Origin of the sequence: Amycolatopsis sp. NBC_01488 (assembly GCF_036227105.1) — a bacterium.
Lineage (GTDB): Bacteria > Actinomycetota > Actinomycetes > Mycobacteriales > Pseudonocardiaceae > Amycolatopsis.
Genome location: NZ_CP109434.1, coordinates 933,982 through 951,149, shown reverse-complemented (window position 1 = coordinate 951,149; position 17,168 = coordinate 933,982). Strand labels below are relative to the sequence as shown.

The window sequence follows — 17,168 nt, the reverse complement described above, 5'->3', positions numbered from 1 at the left end:
GATGGAAGCCGGATCCCGCGTGACCGGACCCGGATTTCACGTGATTGGACCCGTAACTCGCGTGACTGGGCCCGGATCTGGCGTGATTGAGCCCGGAACCACGAGTTCCGCCCCGAATCACGCGAGTTCCGGCTTGGATCACGTCGGTTACGGCTTGGATCACGTGGGTTGCGGTTAGAGGCTGGTCCAGCCGGTGGTGACCGTTGTGCCGTCGGTGGCCGTGACCTTCACGCGGGTCGCGCCGCGGGGGAGGTCCGTCGCGGTGAACCAGCCGTCCGGGTCGATCAGGCGCACGCGGGTTTCGCCCGCCGCCTCGATCACCGCGTCGCCGGTCGCGCCCGTCACCAGGCCACGCAGCGTCACCCGGCCCTCTTCGTACTCGGCCTGCAGCTCCACCGACACCCGCGGGGACTCGAACGACAGCAGCCGGACGTCGCCGCCGCGGACCGCGCCGGCCGTCGCCAGGTCGGAGTCGGATCCCAGCTCGGCCAGCTCCGCGTCGAGGTCGCGGGTGGCGAGCGCCGCGCGGGCCTGGCGCAGCACGAGGTCCGGCACCGGGTCCGCCTGCGCGGCGGCCGCGCGCAGCTCTTCCAGGAGTTCGTCGTCGGTCACGTCCGGTCCTCCGTTCCGAGCCCCGCGGCGCCGGCTCGCTCGCGCAGCCGGGCCAGGCAGCGCTGCCGCGTCGGGCCGATGCTGCCGACCGGCATGTCGAGCGCGTCCGCCACCTCCGCGTACGACGGCGGGGGCGTGGCCATCAGCACCCGCAGCAGCCGGCGGCACTGCTCCGACAGCGTGGCCAGCGCACGCCACAGCGTCGCGTTGCGCTCGTCGAGCAGCAGAGCAGCGTCGACGCCGCGGCCGTCGGCCGGCTCGTCCTGCCAGTCGCGTTCGTCGGCCGGCCGTTCGCGGCCGGCTCGGCGGATCACGCGGAGGCACTCGTGCCGCGCGGTCGTCGCGAGCCAGCCGGGCAGGCGGTCCGGGTCCTTGATCCGGCCGAGGTTTTCGACGAGCTTCAGCCACGTCGTCTGGACGACGTCGGCCGCGTCGGCGTCGGCGAGCCGGTGGCCGCGGGCGATCGCCCACAGCAGGCTCGCGTACCGGTCCACCAGGGCGTCCCAGGCCGCCTGGTCGCCGTGGGCGGCCGTTTCGAGCAGGGTCGTGGTGTCCACCGCACCTCCGATCGGCCCGCTCAGCCTAGCCAAGAGCCGGTACTCCATCGGGGGAATCCTTCCGGTCGCGCCCGTTCAACCGAGCCACGGACCGGCCGGGAAATACACCCGTTCGCGCTGAACCACCGCACCGTGGCCGCCGTGTGCCGGAGTGGGAGCGTGGCGACAACACCGGGGTGAGCCGAATGCGGATCCGGAAGATACTGCTCGTCATACCGTTGCTGGTGCTGGACCTGGCCGCCTGCGGGCAGCCGGTGGTCCTCGTGCGGGTGGGCACGGCGGTGCCGGTGCCGGAAAGCACCGGCGTCCCGGCGTGCCCGTGGCTGGGGGACACGCCGGTGGCGCCGGAAGTGGTGCGCCTCTGAGCGGGTCAGGAGATGCGGCGGACCGGTTCCCCGCCGAGCAGGCAGTCGAGGTCGATCCGGCCGCCCGCGGCCGCGAGGACCGCGTCGATCGCCAGGTCGACATCGAGCTTGCGGCCGTGCTGGTCGGCGTACGCGCGCATCAGGTTGCCGATGTGCCGCTCCGGGTTGCGCCACGTCGGCCAGCGCAGCGACGCCTGGGTCGCCAGCTTCGTGAAGTCCGTCTGGCGTTCGGTCACCTCGAGCAGCCACTCCAGGTAGACGCGCATCGCGTGCAGGGCGCTGTGGCCCGGGGTCGCCACCGGGCCGTGGCCGGGGACGACGGTCCGCGGGCGGAACGTGTCCTGCAGCCAGTCGAGCGCGTCGAGCCAGCCCGGGATCGAGCCGTGCACGGCCAGCGGCGTGTCGCCGATGGACACCAGGTCGCCGGTGAACAGCGTGCCCGAGCGCGGCTCGTGCACCACCAGGTCGCCCGCGGTGTGCGCGACGCCCGGCACGGCCACGACGTCGGCGACCGCGTCGCCGAGTTCGAGGCGGCGCCAGCCGGTCACCGCCTGGACCGCGGCCGGCTCCGGCGGCTCGAGCACGCCCCACTGGGTGTAGGTGAAGACGTTGCCGTAGGTCTGCGGCCCGGCCTTGACGAGGTCGACGCTGCGCGGCGCGGCCAGCGCCGTCCCGCCGTCGCGCAGCGCGACGCCGACGCCGTTGTGGTGCTCGCCGTGCGCGTGCGTGACGACGACGGTCAGCTCCTGCTCGCCCGCGTACTTGCGGACGTCGCGCATCAGCTCGCACGTCGCCTGCTCGGTGCCGCAGGTGTCGACCAGCACGACGCCTTCGCTGCCCTGGATCCAGCCGCAGTTCGAGACGAACCACTCCGCCGGGCTCTTCACGTACGCGACCACGCCCGGACGCGCGTGCCGGAGCGGGACGATGTTCGATGTGACGGCCGGCATGCTTTTCCTCCCTGAACTGACGAATCGGTTAACGACGCCGGCGCGAGCAGGTTGCGCCTTCTTTTCCGGCCACGAGGGCGCGTCGAGGCATGCGGTCTAGACCAATGGATATGATAGGCAAGGAGTGAGCGGACTGTCACTGACCAGAATGGCCGGCTTGGAGTGAATCGCCCACCAGTATTTCGAGCGACCGATTGAAAATGATCTTCGCGCCGATCATCGGCACAGGTCTTGACAGTCGATCTGGGACGTCCATACTGGTATATACCTTTATGGGAGGGTCCGGGGAAACCGAGGGGGGCTTCGCGCTCGCGGGCCGACGGAAGGTCTGAGGGGTCCTTCCGTCGGCCGCGCGAAGCCGTCGTTCGGGTACCGGTCACGGGCAGTGTTGACACAGATACTGGTACGAACCAGGATGGGTGCTGCCGGCCGGGAGGAGAAACATGGCGGGGGCACACGTCCGGATCGACAACCGGCTCATCCACGGACAGGTCACCGTCGCCTGGACCCGGCGGCTCGGCGTCCGCCGGCTGCTCGTCTGCAACGACGAGGTCGCCGCCGACGAGCTGCAGCGGATGCTGCTCCCGCAGGCCGCCCGGGGCCTGCCCACCGAGGTCCTCACCGTCGCCGAGACGCTCGAAACCACCGTCGACGCGGACGTCATGATCGTCGCCAAGCACCCCGAGGACGCTTTTCGCCTGGTCGAGGGCGGGCTCCGCCCGGAACGGGTCAACGTCGGGAACGTCGCGCCGCGGCCCGGCACCGCCTACACCATGGTCACCCGCTCGATCGCGGTCACCGCGGACGAGGCCGACGCCTACCGCAAGCTCGCCGCGGCGGGCGTCCCGCTGGTCACGCAGCTGATGCCGCACGACAAGGCGGCCGAATTCGTCCCGTTGCTCGACCGGAAAGGGCTCTAGCCCCGCATGCTCGTCGCGTTGGCCCTGACTCTGTGGGCGATCTACTGCACCTACGACGGGCTCGGCCCGTTCCTGATCTACGCCCAGCGCCCGCTCATCGCCGGCTCGGTGGCCGGGCTGATCGTCGGCCACCCGCTGCTCGGCCTGCTCGTCGGCGCGACGCTGGAGCTCGCGTCGCTCGGCGTCTACACCTACGGCGGCGCGACCATCCCGGACTACCAGACCGGCGCGATCGTCGGCACCGCGCTCGCCGCGGGCGCCGCCGGCGACGCGTCCGCGCAGGCCGCGATCGGGATCGGCGTCGGGCTGCCGGCCGCGATCCTGCTGGCCGCGCTCGACCCGGTCGGCAAGATCATCACCACCGCGCTGGTCCACCGGGCCGACGGCTACGCCGCCGACGGCAACGCGCGCGGTCTCGCGATGATCCACTGGGTCAGCCTGGTGCCGTGGGTGGCGGTGCGCGCGATCCCGACGTTCCTCGCCGCGCTCGCCGCGTCCGGCGGCCTGGTCAAGGACATCACCACGAGCATCCCCGCCGGGTTCGTGCAGGGCATGACGCTCGCCGGGTCGCTGCTGCCCGCCGTCGGGTTCGCCCTGCTGCTCGGCATGATGGAGCTGACGCGGTACTGGTACCTGCTGCTGATCGGATTCGTCGCGTTCGCCTACCTCCACCTGCCGCTGCTGGGCATCGCGCTGGTCGGCGTCGCGGTCGCGATGCTGTTCGTGACGCTCAAGCGCGACGAGCCGGCGCTCGCCGTCCCGGAAAGCGCCGAAGAGTCCACTGTGGACGCTCGGCTGAGCAAGCAGGACCTGCGCCGGGTCTTCCGCCGGTACTTCTGGTCGAGCCAGATCTCCTGGAACTACGAACGGATGCAGGCGCTCGGATTCGCGTACTCGATGGAGCCGGTGCTGCGCCGGCTCTACCCGGAGAAGGCCGACTACGTCGCCGGCCTGCAGCGGCACCTCCAGTTCTTCAACACCTCGGTGCTGGTCGGCGGCCCGCTGATCCTCGGCTCGAGCGTCGCGCTGGAAGAAGCGGGCACGCCGAAGTCGGCCGCGAGCACGAAGGTCGCGCTGATGGGGCCGATGGCCGGCATCGGCGACACCGTCGTCTTCGCGCTGTACAACAGCATCGTCTTCACCATGGGCGCGTCGTGGGCGCTGCGGGGCAACTGGCTCGGGCCCGCCTTCGCCGCGGTGATGGTCCTCGTGCCGTACGCGCTGGTGCGGCGGTGGCAGTTCGGGTTCGCCTACCGTGAAGGGAAGCGGCTGGCCGGCCACCTCGCCGCCGGTGCGCTCGCGCGCGTCGCGCAGGGGGCCACCGTGCTCGGGTTCGTCGTGCTCGGCGGGTTCATCCCGTCGATCGTCAAGGTCGTCACCACGCTGACGTACCGGCAGACCACGACGGTCCAGGGACAGCCGGTGACGCAGGCCGTCGCGATCCAGGACCGGCTCGACGAGCTGGTCCCGTTCCTGCTGCCGGTGCTCGTCACGGCCGGGGTGTACCTGCTGACGGCCAAGGCGCGGCTGCGGCCCGTCTGGATCATCGGCATCGTCGTCGTCGCCGGGGTAATCCTGGGGTGGCTCGGCTGGTTCGCGCCGTCGGCCCCGGCGAAGAGTTGAGGAGACCGCCATGTCCGTCCCGATCATCCTCGCCGGGCACGGGCGGCTGCCCTCCGGCGTGGGGGAAGCCGCCGAAATGATCCTCGGGCCGCAGTCGCGGCTGAAGGTCTGCGAGCTGAGCCCGCGCGACAGTCCGGAGGAGTTCGGCGCCCGGGTGCTCGCGCTGGCCGGCGCCGCCGCCGGCGTGCTCGTGCTGGCCGACCTGCACGGCGGCTCGCCGTTCAACGCCGTCCGCACGCTCGCCGCCGCGCACCCGCGCATCCAGCTGGTCTCCGGGCTCAACCTGCCGATGCTGCTGGAAGTCCTGCTGCACACGACCGACGACGTCACCGAGCTCGCCGGGGTGGCTCGCGCCGCCGGCCGCGACGGCGTCGTCGACGTCCTGGAATCGACCTGGTGACCGCCGCGCTCCTGCTCGCCGCGCAAGACGTCCGGATCACGCCGGGGCCCGGGCACCCGCTCGGCGGCTACCTGGCCCGGCACGGCGTCGCGACCGGCACGCACGACGACCTCGAGGCGTCGCTGATCTGGCTGTCCACTGAGGACGACCCCGGCGTGCTGTGGGTGGCGCTCGACGCGCTCGCGGTCGACGCCGGGCTCACCCGCACCCTGGCCGACGCCGTCGCCGCGGCGGTGGGCATCGACCCGGCGCGGGTGCTCGTCTGCGCGTCGCACACGCATTCCGGGCCCGAGGGCTGGACCGGCCCGCTGCACCCGGGGCTGCCGGGGCAGCGCGACGCCGGGCTGGTCGGCCGCATGGCCGAGACGGTCACCGGCGCGGCGCTGCGGTTGCGCGCGTGCCGCGGCCGCGTCCGGGCCCGCTGGCACGCGGGGTCGACGGAGGCCGTCGGCGGCAACCGCTACCGGCCCGACGGGCCGCACGACACGTCGTTCGGCGTGCTGGAGCTGCGCCGCGACGACGGCTCGCCGGCCGCGCTGCTGTTCGACTACGCCAGCCACCCGACCGTCCTCGGGCCCGACAACCTGACGTGGTCGGCGGACTGGCCGGGCGCGACGCGGCGCGAGCTGGCGGCGCTGATCGGGCAGCCGGTGGCGGTGTTCCTGCAGGGCGCGGCAGGCGACGCGAGCTCCCGCTTCGTCCGGCGCGGCCGCGACCACGCCGAGGTCCGCACGCTCGGCGGCCACCTGGCGACGTCGATCGCCCGGACGCTGGCCGCGGCGTCGTCCCCGGCCGCGACGGGCCCGATCCGGGTGTCGCGCTCGGCGCTGCACCTGCCCTACCGGGACGTGCCGTCGCTCGAGGACAGCCTGGAGCTGCGGCACTCGGCCGAGCGTGAGTGGCAGCGCGAGCTGGCCGGCCACGGCGAGGACCACCCGGCGGTCCGCATCGCGCAGACGCGCTACGAGGGCTGCGCGATGCTCGCGGCGATGGCGGCCACCGACCGGCCGACGGGCTGCGCGGAGGTCCCGGTCAGCGTGGTGTCGCTGGGGGAGATCGCGTGGCTGCACACGCCGTTCGAGCTGTTCGCGTCACTGGGGTTGCGGATCCGGCGCGGCAGCCCGTTCCGGCACACGCGGGTGATCGGCTACACGGACGGGTACCTGGGGTACCTGCCGGACGCGGAGGGGCATCGCAACGGGGTGTACGAGTCGTACGTGACGCTGTTCGAGCCGGACGCGGGGGACGTGCTGGTGGAGCACTGTTTGAAGCTGCTTTTGGCCCATCACGCGACTCGGCGCCGCTCCTGACCGAGCGGGAAGCCGGACCGGAGCGGCGCCCGGGAGCCCGGCACCGGCCGGTCCTCGCCCGCGGCCGGTTGCTTCGTCAGGCCGGGCTGCGCCGCGCCTGGGTGAAGACCGTGTAGCGGTCCGCGCGGTACAGCGAGCGGCCCGCTTCGATGACGCCGCCGCTCTGGTCGTGGAGGGTGCCCTCGATGATCAGGCACGGCTGGCTCGGCTCGATGCCCAGCAGGCCCGCGTCGTTGGCGTTGGGCAGGACCGCCGAGATCGCCGTGTCGTTCCACTCCGCGTGCACGCCCCAGCGTTCCTCGAGGGTGCGGTGCAGGGACTGCGTCTCCCAGTCGAACAGCTCGATGTCGGGGAACCGGTCGACGGACAGGTTGGTGCGCTCGACGGCGAACGGCTCGTCCTCGACGTAGCGCAGGCGCTCCAGCCGGAACACGCGCGCGCCCGGCGGGACGTTGAGGCGGCCGGCGATGCGCGGGCCCGCGCTCAGCACCTCGGCGTGCAGCACCTTCGTCTTCGGGACGACGCCGCGGGCCTTCATGTCCTCGGTGAACGACGTCAGCATGTCGATGTGCGCGGCCTGGCGTTCGGCCGTGAACGTCGCGGTGCCGTGCTGGCGGTAGAGGACGCCGTCGGAGACCAGGCGGTTGACCTCCTGCCGCACCGTGCCGCGGGCGACGCCGAAGTGCTCGGCCAGGAACCGCTCGGACGGCATCAGCCGGCCGGGACCGGCCTCGGTCGCGACGCTCTCGAGGATCTCGCGCAGCTGGTCGCCCTTGGGCCGCCCCGGCTGCAGCGCGTCCGGGAGCCGGAGATCGCTCGCGGGGACGTGTTTCGGACGGGGCATGGGTTCAGTATGTCGCGCGGGCGGGCCGGAGGTAACACCGCTCATCCGGTCGCGCCGCGCGGCGCGGGCTTTCCGGGCCGCCACGCGGAATCCGCGTGGCTGTGGATATCGCCGCGCCGGGCACGCCCGGCGAAGTCATCCGGTGGCGCGGCGGGCGAAGTCCGCCAGAAACCGCTCCGCCAGCGCCTCTCCCGTCACGTGCCCGACCGACCGGTACAGGCCCCGGGCCTCCCGCGCCGTCCCGTCCGCCAGCATCGACCGGCCGGCCGCGCCTTCCACCGCCGCCAAGCCGAGCAGTGCCTGGGCCTCCAGGAGGCGGTAGCCGCCCGCGCGCGCCGCGTCCAACGCCGTTCGCGCGTGCTCACCCGCTTCCGGTACGCGGCCGGCCGCCGCCAGTACCCACGCCAGCGTCGCCGACGCCTCGGCCAGCTGACCGCGCAGGCCCGACTCCACCGCCAGCGCCCGCGCCTCGCTCAGCACGCGCTCCGCCAGTGCCAGGTCGCCGCCGGCTTCCGACGCGCGCCCGAGGGCGATCAACGCCGCCGCTTCCGCTTGGCGGTCGCCGTCGCGGCGGACGCGCTCCAGCGCCTCCGCCGCCGTTCGCGACGCGGCGGCGTGCTCTCCGCGGGCGCCCTGCAGCGCGCTCAACGCCGTGAGCGCCGTCGCCTCGCCGAAGCTCGAGCCGAGGCCGCGGAACGTGCTCAACGACTGCTCGACGGCTTCGGCCGCGTCGTCGAACCGGCCCGTCTCCAGCAGCACCCAGCCGAGGTCGGCGAGGTTCGCCGCCTCCCAGAACCGCAGGCTCTCCCGGCGGCACAGCGCGACCGCCTCGCACAGGCAGTCCTCGGCCTGCTCCAGCCGGCCCAGCTGCCGGTAGTGGCAGCTCAGCGAGTTCAGCGCCAGCGCCTCGCCGGAGGCGTTCTCCAGCTCGCGGAACAGCTGGATCGCGCGCCGGCTGTGCTCGACCGCCTCCGACAGCCGGCCGGTCCACTCCAGCATCGACCCCAGGTTCGCGACGGCCGTCGCCTCGCACTCGCGCCAGCCGCACGCCCGGCTGGCCAGCACCGCCTTCTCCGAGTGCCGGATGCCGGCCTCGTGCTGGCCCTCGCGGAAGTACGCGCCACCGATCGAGAGGTGCACCAGCGCCTCGGCCGGCCGGGCGCCGTGCTCCCGCGCCGCGTCCAGCACGATCGGCGCGAGCTCCAGCCACTCCGCGCGGCGGCCGTGGTCGTGGAAGAACCGCCGCAGCGCGTCGGCGAGGTACCACGCGGCGGGGTACGGCCCCCGCGTCGCGGCCAGCCGCAACGCCGCGGCCAGGTTCGGCACCTCGACGTCCAGCCAGGCCACGGCGGCCGCGGCGTCGGCGAAGGCGACCGGGCTCACCGCCGCCGGGGCGTCTTCGCGCGGTAGCGCCACGATCCGCGCGCCGAGCAGCGCGACGGCGGCGTCCGCGGCCGCGCAGTAGCCGGTGAACAGCCGCTCCCACGCCTTCTCGCGCGCGGCTTCCTCCTCGTCGGCGCGGACGCACCGCTCGGCGTAGCGCCGAGCGAGGTCGTGGAACCGGAAGCGGCGGGGCGCGTGCGCCTCCAGGAGGTTCGCCGCGGCCAGCCCGCGCAGCCGCCGGGTCGCTTCCTCGACCGGCACGTCCAGCAGCGCCGCCGCGGCGATCGCCGTGAAGTCGGCCCCCGGCACCAGCGCGAGCAGCCGGAACGCCTGCCGCAGCCCGGGCGGCAACGCCTGGTAGGACACCGAAAACGCCTTCGCGACGGCGCTCTCCTCGGAACCGTCGAAGCCGAGCTGGGCCAGGGGGTCGCCGCGCAGCTCGTCGACGAGCTCGCCGAGGCTCGCGACCCCGGTGTTCGCCGCCGCGATCCGCAGGGCGAGCGGGTGGTGCCCGCAGAGCCGCGCCAGCTCATCCGCCGCTTCGGGTTCGGCGGTGGCCCGCTCGCCGAGCAGGGCGACGAGCAACGCGCGTGAGTCGGCCTCCCGCAGCTGCGCCAGGCCCAGCGAGTGCGCGCCGGTGCGGGCGACGAGCTCGTCGAGCCGGTGCCGGCTGGTCACCAGGACGCGGCCCGACGACGGCAGCAGCGGCAGCACCTGGGCGGCGTCGCGGGCGTTGTCCAGCACGACCAGCGCCTGCCGGTCGGCCAGCAGCGAGCGGTAGAGCTTGCTCTGGTCGTCGAGGCCGGGCGGCACGTCGCGGAGGTCGACGCCGAGGGTGCGCAGCAGCTGGGCGAGCGCGGCGGCGGGGGTGAGCGGCTCGTCGTCGGCGTCGAAGCCGCGCAGGTTCACGTACAGCTGGCCGTCGGGGAAGCGCGCCCGCGCGGTGTGGGCCCAGTGCACGGCCAGCGCGGTCTTGCCGACGCCGGCGGTGCCGGTGATCACCCAGACGTCGCCGGGCTCGTCGAGCGCGGCCAGCTCCGGTGCCCGGCCGGTGAACCCGCGGACGTCCAGCGGCAGCTCGGCGGGCCGCGGCACGACCGGCGCCGGGTCGCCTTCGCCGCGCAGGATCCGCGTCCGCAGGTCCTGCAGGGCCTGGCCGGGTTCGATGCCGAGCTCGTCCACGAACAGGTCGTGCGCCCGCGTGTACGTCTCGAGGGCTTCCGGCGTGCGGCCGCAGCGGTGCAGCGCGAGCATCAGCGCGGCGCGCGGCCGTTCCCGGAACGGGTGCTCGTCGACGAGCCGGCGCAGTTCCCCGACCACCTCGCTGTGCCGTCCCGAAGCCAGTTCCTGTTCGTACAGCTCCTCCAGCGCGACGAGCCGGCGTTCGGCCAGCGCCGGGCCTTCGTGGTCGGCCAGCGGCTCGCTCACCCCGCCGAGCGGGCTGCCTTCCCACAGCGCCAGCGCGGCCCGCAGGTGCGCGACGGCGTCCGGCCCGGACGTGGCCCTGGCCCGGGCGACCTCGTCGTCGAACACGTCGAGGTCCCGGTCGCCGGGCGCGACCTCGAGCACGTAGCCGGGCGCGCGCCGGACGATGGCGTCGCGGCCGAGGAGCTTCCGCAGCTCGGAGATGTGCACCTGCAGCCGCCCGCGCACGCTCGGCGGCGCGTTTTCGCCCCAGGTCAGGTCGATGAGCCGGTCTTCGCTGACCACCCGGTTCGGGTTCAGCAGGAGCGCGGCCAGCACGGACGTCTGCTTCTGGCCGCCGGGCCGGACGGCGCCCGCGTCGCCGAGGACCGTGACCGGCCCGAGCAGGCGGTAGCGCACGTGGAGCCCCCAGAAGGCCGACCGAAGCGGAACGGAAGTGCCGTCGTCGACCCTATCCCCGGCCAAGGAGAAAAGGGGGCCGCGGGTGGACACCGACGAAGCCGAGCGTCTGCTGTTCGTCTGCTTCCCGGACGCGGGGGAGGCAGCCGGCCGGTACCGGGCCTGGCGCGATCCGCGGATCGCGGTGCGGGTCGTCGAGCTGCCCGGGCGGGGCGAGCGCCGCGACGAGCACCCGTACCGGGACATGTGGCTGCTCGTCGAGTCCCTCGCGGCCGAACTGGCCGGGGTGCTCGCCCGCCCGCACGTGCTCTTCGGTGCGGGGCTGGGCGCGCTGGTCGCCTACCGGCTGGCGCAGCGGCGGGTGGCCGCGGGACTGGGGGTCCCGCGGGCACTCGTCGTGGCGCACCAGGCGCCACCGGACCGGGCCGCGCGGGCGGTGCCGGAGCAGGCGGCCCGCGCGGACGTCAGCCTGCTGGCCAGCGACGCGCACGTGCCCGTCGCGCCGCCGTTGCCGTGCCCGATCCGCGGCATCGGCGAGCCGCACGTGATGACGGGCTGGGGCGAGCACACCCACGCCGGGTTCGTGCTCGCCCCGGCCCGGGAGCGTGACAGCGGCGCGTTGCTGCGCGACGCCGTCCTGCGCGCGGGCTACTTGGTGTCGGCGTTGGCCGTCCCGGGCTTGGGCGAGTCGCCGATGTAGGGACCGACGCCGATGGACGGGGTGGGCTGAGGCGGCTTCTCGGCCGCCTGGGCGGCGGGCGCGAAGACCAGGGCGGCCACAAAGGCCGTGCCGATGACGGCCTGGAACAAACGGGCGTTCATGGTTCGACTCCTCGGTTTCGGATTGCGGCCGATCTTGCCCGAGCCGGCTTCCAAACCGCTTCCCTTCGCCCGCAGTGGTCATCCGGTCACCGAATGTCCCTTGTGGAGGGAATCCGCCGGGTGCCACCATGATCGGCCATGGGGAGTGACGACGCGAACACGATTCTGCGCATGGCCGGCCTGGCGACGCCCATGGCGTTGCGCGTGGCGGTGACCCTGGGGTTGCCGGACCGGTTGCGTGGCGAGGAGGTCGCCCCGGACCGGCTGGCGGCCGAGCTCGGCGTCGCGCCGGTCCCGCTCGACCTGCTGCTGGGACACCTCGCGAAGCTGGGGTTCTTCGACAACACCCCGGCCGGCTACCGGACCACGGAGTACGGCGAAAACCTCTGCGGCGACAGCCTCGTCACCGTCCTGCTGAACCTGGACACCGCGGGCGGGCGCGCCGAGCTGGCGTTCACCGAGCTGCTGCACAGCGTCACCACCGGCGAAGCGGGGTACGACCGCCGGTACGGGCGGGGGTTCTGGGCCGACCTGACCGAGCACCCGCCGCTGCGCGAGTCGTTCGACCGGCAGATGACGCACCGGCTGCACGCCGAGGTCCCACAGCTCGCGGGCGGCTACGACTGGGGCCGGTTCGCCACCGTCGTCGACGTCGGCGGCGGCCCGGGCACCCTGCTCGCCGCGATCCTGGCCGCCCACCCCGGGACGCGGGGCCGGCTGGTCGACCTCGACGTCTCGGTGGCCACCCGGACCTTCGCCGCGCACGGGCTCGAAGACCGAGCCGAGGCGATCACGCGCAGCTTCTTCGACCCGCTCCCGGCGGGAGCGGACGCCTACCTGCTGTGCGACATCCTGCACAACTGGGACGACGAGCACGCCGGTCGCGTGCTCGCCCGCTGCGTCGAGGCGGCTCGCCCGGACGGCCGGGTGCTGGTCGTCGAGGCGGTCGGCGGGCGGCGGGGCCGCACCGAGATGGACCTGGCCATGCTCGTCATGTTCGGCGGCCGGGAACGCCGCGTCTCCGAGTTCCGTGCGCTCGCCTCGGCCCACGGCCTGGTGCTCGACGCGGTCACGGACGTCAGCGGCGGGCGGTCCCTGCTCGAGTTCCACATTGCATAAGCGCTGTTACGATTTCGTCCCGTGTCACTGAGCCGTGCCTTCGTCGACCTGACCCCGCTGCGCGTGTCGCCCGCCTTCCGGCGGCTCTGGTTCGGGCGGGTGTTCTCGGGCTTCGGGGCGCAGATGACGCTCGTCGCCGTGCTGTTCCAGGTCTGGGAGCAGACGCGCAGCACGGTCTGGACCGGCGCCGTCGGGCTCGCCCAAGCCTTGCCCGTGGTCGTCTTCGGGCTGTTCGCCGGGTCGCTGGTGGACCGCGTCGACCGGCGGAGGTTCGCGCTCCGCACCACCGCCGGACAGGCCGTCTGCTCGGTTTTCCTTGCCGCGCAAGGGTTCCTCGGTGACGTGCCGGTGCCGGCCGTGCTGGGGCTGGTGGCCGTGCAGTCCTGCTTCGTCGCGGGCGGCGGCCCGGTGGCGCGCACGTTCGTCCCGCGGCTGCTGACGCCGGAGCAGCTTCCGGCCGGGCTGGCGCTGAACCGGATCGCGTTCCAGGGCGCGATGCTGCTCGGCCCGGCGCTGGGCGGGCTGCTGCTGGGCCGCTTCGGAGTGGGCGGCTGCTACCTCGTCGACGCGCTGACGTTCGCCATGGCGTTCTACGGCGTCCTCGGCCTCCCGCCGATGCGGCCCGACGGCGAGCCGTCGCGGCCCGGGCTGCGCGGGGTGCTGGACGGGCTGGCGTTCCTGGTGCGCACCCCGGTCGTCCGGGGCGCGCTGCTGACCGACCTCGCCGCGACGGTGCTGTCGATGCCGATCAGCCTGTTCCCGCTGGTGAACGCGGAACGCTTCGACGGCGACCCGCGGACCCTGGGGCTGTTCCTGTCGGCGATCGCGGTGGGCGGGGTGGCGGCGTCGGTGTTCTCGGGGACGTTCACCCGGCTGCCGCGGCCGGGCCTGGTGATGCTCGCCGGATCGGCCGCGTGGGGCGGGGCGCTGGTGGTCTTCGGGTTGGCGCCGGACCCGTGGCTCGGTCTCGCGTGCCTGGCGCTGGCGGGCGCGGCGGACACGGTTTCGGTGGTGTCGCGCGGGGCGCTGGTGCAGCTCAACACGCCGGACGCGCTGCTCGGCCGGGTCGCGGCGGCGGAGCAGATCGTCGGCCAGGCCGGACCGGACCTCGGCAACCTGCGGGGCGGGCTGGTCGCCGGGGTGACGTCCGGGACGGCCGCCCTGGTGAGCGGCGGGCTGTTGTGCGTCGTGGCGGTGGCGCTGGTGGGCGCGGGAACGCCGGGCTTGCGCCGCTTCACGACGCCGGCCGAGCCCGCGGCGAGGTAGGCGGCCGCACTGTTCGCCGTCGCCGCGACCGTCCACAGTGGAAGCGGCACGATCGGCGACCCCTGGGTGGTGACCTGCGCCGCGCACTTCCCCGACACGTTCATCGTCCACCCCGTCATTTCCACCGCCAGAGTTTCCGAAGACGATCTGTTTGTCACGGGTGACCGCGGAATCGGTTTTTCGCTCACCGACGCGTCGCGAGCCATCTCTTTCCCGATGGGTCATCCGCTGTAGTGCGCTCGGCTGGATGGCGGACATCGATCACGCTGTGTGCCGGTTTCTCGTGGGTTTGTTTCCGATGGTGACCGTCGGCCGGTCAGTGGATAACCCGTTTGAACGCCGTTCTGGCTTTTCCGGCGCGGTATTTGCGGACCCGGAAATCGTCATCTACAGTCCGGCGATCACGGCTGTACCAGCCGGATTCCCGTGATCGAAAGATTCTTTTCCGAGGAGTGGCATGCTCAAACGCGCCTCGACCCGCCGGTTCGCCGTGCTCGCGCTCGTCCTCGCGCTGGTGAGCGCGTGCAGCCAGCGAAGCGGGTCCGGTAGCGGCGGTACCGTCGAGAAGCCGGCGATCCGGGTCGCGATCTTCGCCGCCGTCGACCTCGCCACGTTCTGGCTGGCGCAGGAAGGCGGCTACTTCAAGGCCGAGGGCCTCGACGTGCAGGCCGACCTCGCCGCCAGCGGGCAGGAGTCGCTGAACCGGCTGACGAACGGCCAGGACGACCTCGCGGTGTCGACCTACACCCTGTTCTTCCTGGCGAAGAACAACGGCTCCGACGTCCGCCTGGTCGCCGACGCCACGTCGGCGAGCCCGCGCAGCAACGAGGTCGTCACCGTGCCGAACTCGCCGGTCAAGACGGTCAACGACCTGAACGGCAAGCGGATCGCGATCAGCTCGAAGAACGCGGCGTCGGACGTCCTGACCCAGTCGGTGATGCGCGACCACGGGATCGACACCGGCAAGGTGCAGTGGGTCCCGATGCCGCTGCCGGAGATGGGGGCCGCGCTGGCGCAGGGCAAGGTCGACGCCGCCTACCAGCCGGAACCCTTCCTCACCCAGTCCGCCAAGACGGCCGGCGCGTACCCGGTCATCGACGCCGCGAGCGGCAGCACCGAGTCCTTCCCGCTCACCGGCTACGGCGCGACGGGCAAGTGGGTCCAGGACCACCCGAAGACGATGCTCGCGTTCCAGCGCGCGATGCTCAACGCGACGCGCGCGTCGGTCGACCGGGCCCGGATCGAGCCGCTGGTCGTCCGCAACGCCCACGTGGACCAGGACATCGCGAGCCTGATGGTGATGCCCGCGTTCGGGTCCACCTTGGACGCCCGCCGCATCCAGCGCGTGCCGGACCTGCTGCAGCAGCTGGGCGTCGTCCAGACGAAGATCGACGCCTCCTCGATGATCACCCCGCAGGCCAGTACCGGCTGACCGGAGCCGGAAGGAAAGGGCGGGTGCGCTGAAGAGCGCACCCGCCCTTCTTCGTGTCCGGTAAGGACTTGTCCCGGCACGCGGGCTTCGCGAAATTTTCGGACCGGTTCCCTTGATCCGTTCGACGCCGGTGCGCACCTTGACACGACCGGCGCCGCGCCCCACCCTCTTCATACCGACCGCGCGGTACGACGTTGTCCGCATGGTGAGACAGGAGAGTCATCGATGACACTTCTTGGTGAGACCCTGCCGGGCGAGGACCTGCTCGTGGTCGACGGCCTCACCGTGCGCTTCGGCGGGCTCACCGCGTTGCACGACGTCCGGCTGAGCGTTGACGCCGGCACTGTCGTCGGGGTCATCGGGCCCAACGGCGCCGGGAAGACCACGCTGTTCAACGTCATCTGCGGGTTCGTCCGGCCGCAGTCGGGCCGGGTGCTGTGGCGAGGGGAACCGCTCGTGCGCCACCGCCCCGAGCACCTCGCGGGCCTCGGGATCGTCCGCACGCTGCAGGGCCTCGGCCTCTTCGCCGGGCTGACCGTGCTGGAGAACGTGCTGGCCGGCGCGGGCCGCCACGCTCGCACCGGGGTGCTCCCGGCGCTCGTCGGCGCGGGCCGCTCGGCGCGCGACGAATCCGACCTCGCCGGACGCGCCCGGGAGATGCTCGGTGAGCTGGGGATCGCCGACCTCGCCGACCGGCTGCCCGGCGTTTTGCCTTACGGCGTGCGAAAACGCGTCGCACTGGCCCGCGCGCTGGTGGCCGAGCCGGACCTGCTGCTGCTCGACGAGCCCGCGAGCGGGCTCTCGGCAGGCGAGCTCGTCGAGCTCTCGACGCTGATCCTTTCGCTGCGGCGGCACATGGCGGTCGTGCTCGTCGAACACCACATGGACCTCGTCATGCAGGTCTGCGACCGCGTCGTGGTCCTCAACTTCGGCGAGGTCATCGCGGCGGGCACCCCGGCCGAGATCCAGGCCGACCCCCGCGTGGCCGAGGCCTACCTCGGCGACCCCGCCGAGGAGGCGTCCGGTGCTTGAGATCGACGAGCTTTCCGTGGCCTACGGCGCCGTCCGCGCGCTCGACGGCGTCGGCCTCGAAGTCGAGCGCGGCGGGATCACCGCCGTCCTCGGGGCGAACGGCGCGGGCAAGACGACGCTGCTGCGGGCCATCAGCGGCCTGCAGCCCGCCCGCGGCGGCCGGATCACCTGGGACGGCAAGGATCTCAGCGGCCTGGCCCCCGACCGCATCGCGCGCGGCGGGGTCGCGCACGTGCCCGAAGGCGGCGGCGTGATCACCGAGCTGACCGTTGACGAGAACCTCCGGCTGGGCGCGCTGTGGCGTCGCGACCGCGCCGACCGGGCGGCCGCGCGCAAGGAGGTCTACGAGCTGTTCCCGCCACTGGAGGAACGCGCGGCGAAACCCGCCGCGACCCTCTCCGGCGGCGAGCGGCAGATGCTCGCCATCGGCCGTGCCCTGATGAGCCGGCCCGAGCTGCTGCTGCTCGACGAGCCGTCGCTCGGCCTCGCGCCGCTGATCACCGCCCGGATCATGGCGATCCTGCGGGACCTGCGGACCTCGACCGGGCTCACCGTCGTGCTCGTCGAGCAGAACGCGCACAGCGCGCTGTCCATCGCCGACAACGGCTACGTCCTGGCGCTGGGCCGGGTCGTCGCCGTCGACACCGCCGCGGAGCTACTGGCCGACGACGGCCTCCGCCACGCCTACCTCGGTTTCTGAGCCACCACC

Annotated in this window: 18 protein-coding genes; 12 read left to right on the top strand and 6 right to left on the bottom strand. The window is 73.2% G+C overall.

Translation table 11 applies throughout. The features are described from left to right. Positions 1 to 174: 174 nt before the first annotated feature. Together OG738_RS04350 and OG738_RS04345 are read right to left on the bottom strand one after the other, a co-directional pair. Positions 175 to 612, bottom strand: a complete 438-nt coding sequence (locus OG738_RS04350; RefSeq protein ID WP_329051410.1) for a hypothetical protein — start codon at positions 610 to 612, stop codon at positions 175 to 177. Then, positions 609 to 1,169, bottom strand: a complete 561-nt coding sequence (locus OG738_RS04345) for an RNA polymerase sigma factor (RefSeq protein WP_329051409.1) — start codon at positions 1,167 to 1,169, stop codon at positions 609 to 611. The genes OG738_RS04350 and OG738_RS04345 overlap by 4 nt, the downstream gene beginning before the upstream one ends. Positions 1,170 to 1,354: 185 nt before the next feature. Here OG738_RS04345 and OG738_RS04340 point away from each other — a divergent pair, with 185 nt between their 5' ends. Next, positions 1,355 to 1,534 carry a hypothetical protein gene (locus OG738_RS04340; protein ID WP_329051407.1) on the top strand — a complete coding sequence of 60 codons (180 nt, stop codon included), beginning with the start codon at positions 1,355 to 1,357 and terminating at the stop codon, positions 1,532 to 1,534. Between the two features lie 5 nt (positions 1,535 to 1,539). On the opposite strand, the gene OG738_RS04335 is transcribed toward OG738_RS04340, so the two are convergent. Next, entirely contained in the window at positions 1,540 to 2,484 is a 945-nt protein-coding gene (locus OG738_RS04335; protein WP_329051406.1) for an MBL fold metallo-hydrolase, read from the bottom strand. A 443-nt stretch (positions 2,485 to 2,927) separates the two neighbouring features. Here OG738_RS04335 and OG738_RS04330 point away from each other — a divergent pair, with 443 nt between their 5' ends. From OG738_RS04330 to OG738_RS04315, 4 genes are read left to right on the top strand one after another with little or no spacing between them, the layout of a single operon-like run. After that, positions 2,928 to 3,404, top strand: a complete 477-nt coding sequence (locus OG738_RS04330; RefSeq protein ID WP_329051405.1) for a PTS system mannose/fructose/N-acetylgalactosamine-transporter subunit IIB — start codon at positions 2,928 to 2,930, stop codon at positions 3,402 to 3,404. Between the two features lie 18 nt (positions 3,405 to 3,422). After that, complete coding sequence (locus tag OG738_RS04325) at positions 3,423 to 5,027, top strand: PTS system mannose/fructose/sorbose family transporter subunit IID (RefSeq protein WP_329051403.1); 1,605 nt, start codon at positions 3,423 to 3,425, stop codon at positions 5,025 to 5,027. A gap of 10 nt (positions 5,028 to 5,037) precedes the next feature. Continuing rightward, complete coding sequence (locus OG738_RS04320) at positions 5,038 to 5,427, top strand: PTS sugar transporter subunit IIA (RefSeq protein WP_329051401.1); 390 nt, start codon at positions 5,038 to 5,040, stop codon at positions 5,425 to 5,427. Then, positions 5,424 to 6,737 (top strand): hypothetical protein, encoded by a 1,314-nt coding sequence (locus OG738_RS04315; RefSeq protein ID WP_329051399.1) that lies wholly within the window; start codon positions 5,424 to 5,426, stop codon positions 6,735 to 6,737. Before OG738_RS04320 ends, OG738_RS04315 begins: the two co-directional genes overlap by 4 nt. A gap of 76 nt (positions 6,738 to 6,813) precedes the next feature. Here the strand turns inward: OG738_RS04315 and OG738_RS04310 are convergent, their stop codons facing one another. Continuing rightward, positions 6,814 to 7,581 carry a GntR family transcriptional regulator gene (locus tag OG738_RS04310; protein ID WP_329051396.1) on the bottom strand — a complete coding sequence of 256 codons (768 nt, stop codon included), beginning with the start codon at positions 7,579 to 7,581 and terminating at the stop codon, positions 6,814 to 6,816. A 135-nt stretch (positions 7,582 to 7,716) separates the two neighbouring features. Next, positions 7,717 to 10,788: an AfsR/SARP family transcriptional regulator gene (locus tag OG738_RS04305; protein WP_329051394.1), complete on the bottom strand. Its 3,072-nt coding sequence runs from the start codon at positions 10,786 to 10,788 to the stop codon at positions 7,717 to 7,719. A gap of 85 nt (positions 10,789 to 10,873) precedes the next feature. On the opposite strand from OG738_RS04305, the gene OG738_RS04300 reads away from it, so the two are divergent. Further along, positions 10,874 to 11,488 (top strand): thioesterase II family protein, encoded by a 615-nt coding sequence (locus OG738_RS04300; protein WP_329051393.1) that lies wholly within the window; start codon positions 10,874 to 10,876, stop codon positions 11,486 to 11,488. Here OG738_RS04300 and OG738_RS04295 read toward each other — a convergent pair. After that, positions 11,437 to 11,610, bottom strand: a complete 174-nt coding sequence (locus OG738_RS04295) for a hypothetical protein (RefSeq protein WP_329051392.1) — start codon at positions 11,608 to 11,610, stop codon at positions 11,437 to 11,439. The two genes, OG738_RS04300 and OG738_RS04295, sit on opposite strands and share 52 nt — an antisense overlap. Before the next feature lie 138 nt (positions 11,611 to 11,748). Here OG738_RS04295 and OG738_RS04290 point away from each other — a divergent pair, with 138 nt between their 5' ends. The 6 genes from OG738_RS04290 to OG738_RS04265 all read left to right on the top strand — a co-directional run bounded on the left by OG738_RS04290 (position 11,749) and on the right by OG738_RS04265 (position 17,159). Then, the gene (locus OG738_RS04290; RefSeq protein WP_329051391.1) at positions 11,749 to 12,729 is read left to right on the top strand and encodes a methyltransferase; all 981 of its coding nucleotides are present in this window, start codon (positions 11,749 to 11,751) and stop codon (positions 12,727 to 12,729) included. A 21-nt stretch (positions 12,730 to 12,750) separates the two neighbouring features. Then, a complete protein-coding gene (locus OG738_RS04285) occupies positions 12,751 to 13,995 on the top strand; it encodes an MFS transporter (RefSeq protein ID WP_329051390.1) in 1,245 nt (414 codons plus the stop codon). 247 nt (positions 13,996 to 14,242) lie between these two features. Further along, positions 14,243 to 14,425, top strand: coding sequence for a hypothetical protein (locus tag OG738_RS04280; protein WP_329051389.1), 183 nt, complete (start codon positions 14,243 to 14,245; stop codon positions 14,423 to 14,425). 27 nt (positions 14,426 to 14,452) lie between these two features. After that, positions 14,453 to 15,427: an ABC transporter substrate-binding protein gene (locus OG738_RS04275; protein WP_329051387.1), complete on the top strand. Its 975-nt coding sequence runs from the start codon at positions 14,453 to 14,455 to the stop codon at positions 15,425 to 15,427. 225 nt (positions 15,428 to 15,652) lie between these two features. After that, positions 15,653 to 16,459, top strand: a complete 807-nt coding sequence (locus tag OG738_RS04270; RefSeq protein WP_329051385.1) for an ABC transporter ATP-binding protein — start codon at positions 15,653 to 15,655, stop codon at positions 16,457 to 16,459. Next, entirely contained in the window at positions 16,452 to 17,159 is a 708-nt protein-coding gene (locus OG738_RS04265) for an ABC transporter ATP-binding protein (protein ID WP_329051384.1), read from the top strand. The genes OG738_RS04270 and OG738_RS04265 overlap by 8 nt, the downstream gene beginning before the upstream one ends. Positions 17,160 to 17,168: the final 9 nt, after the last annotated feature.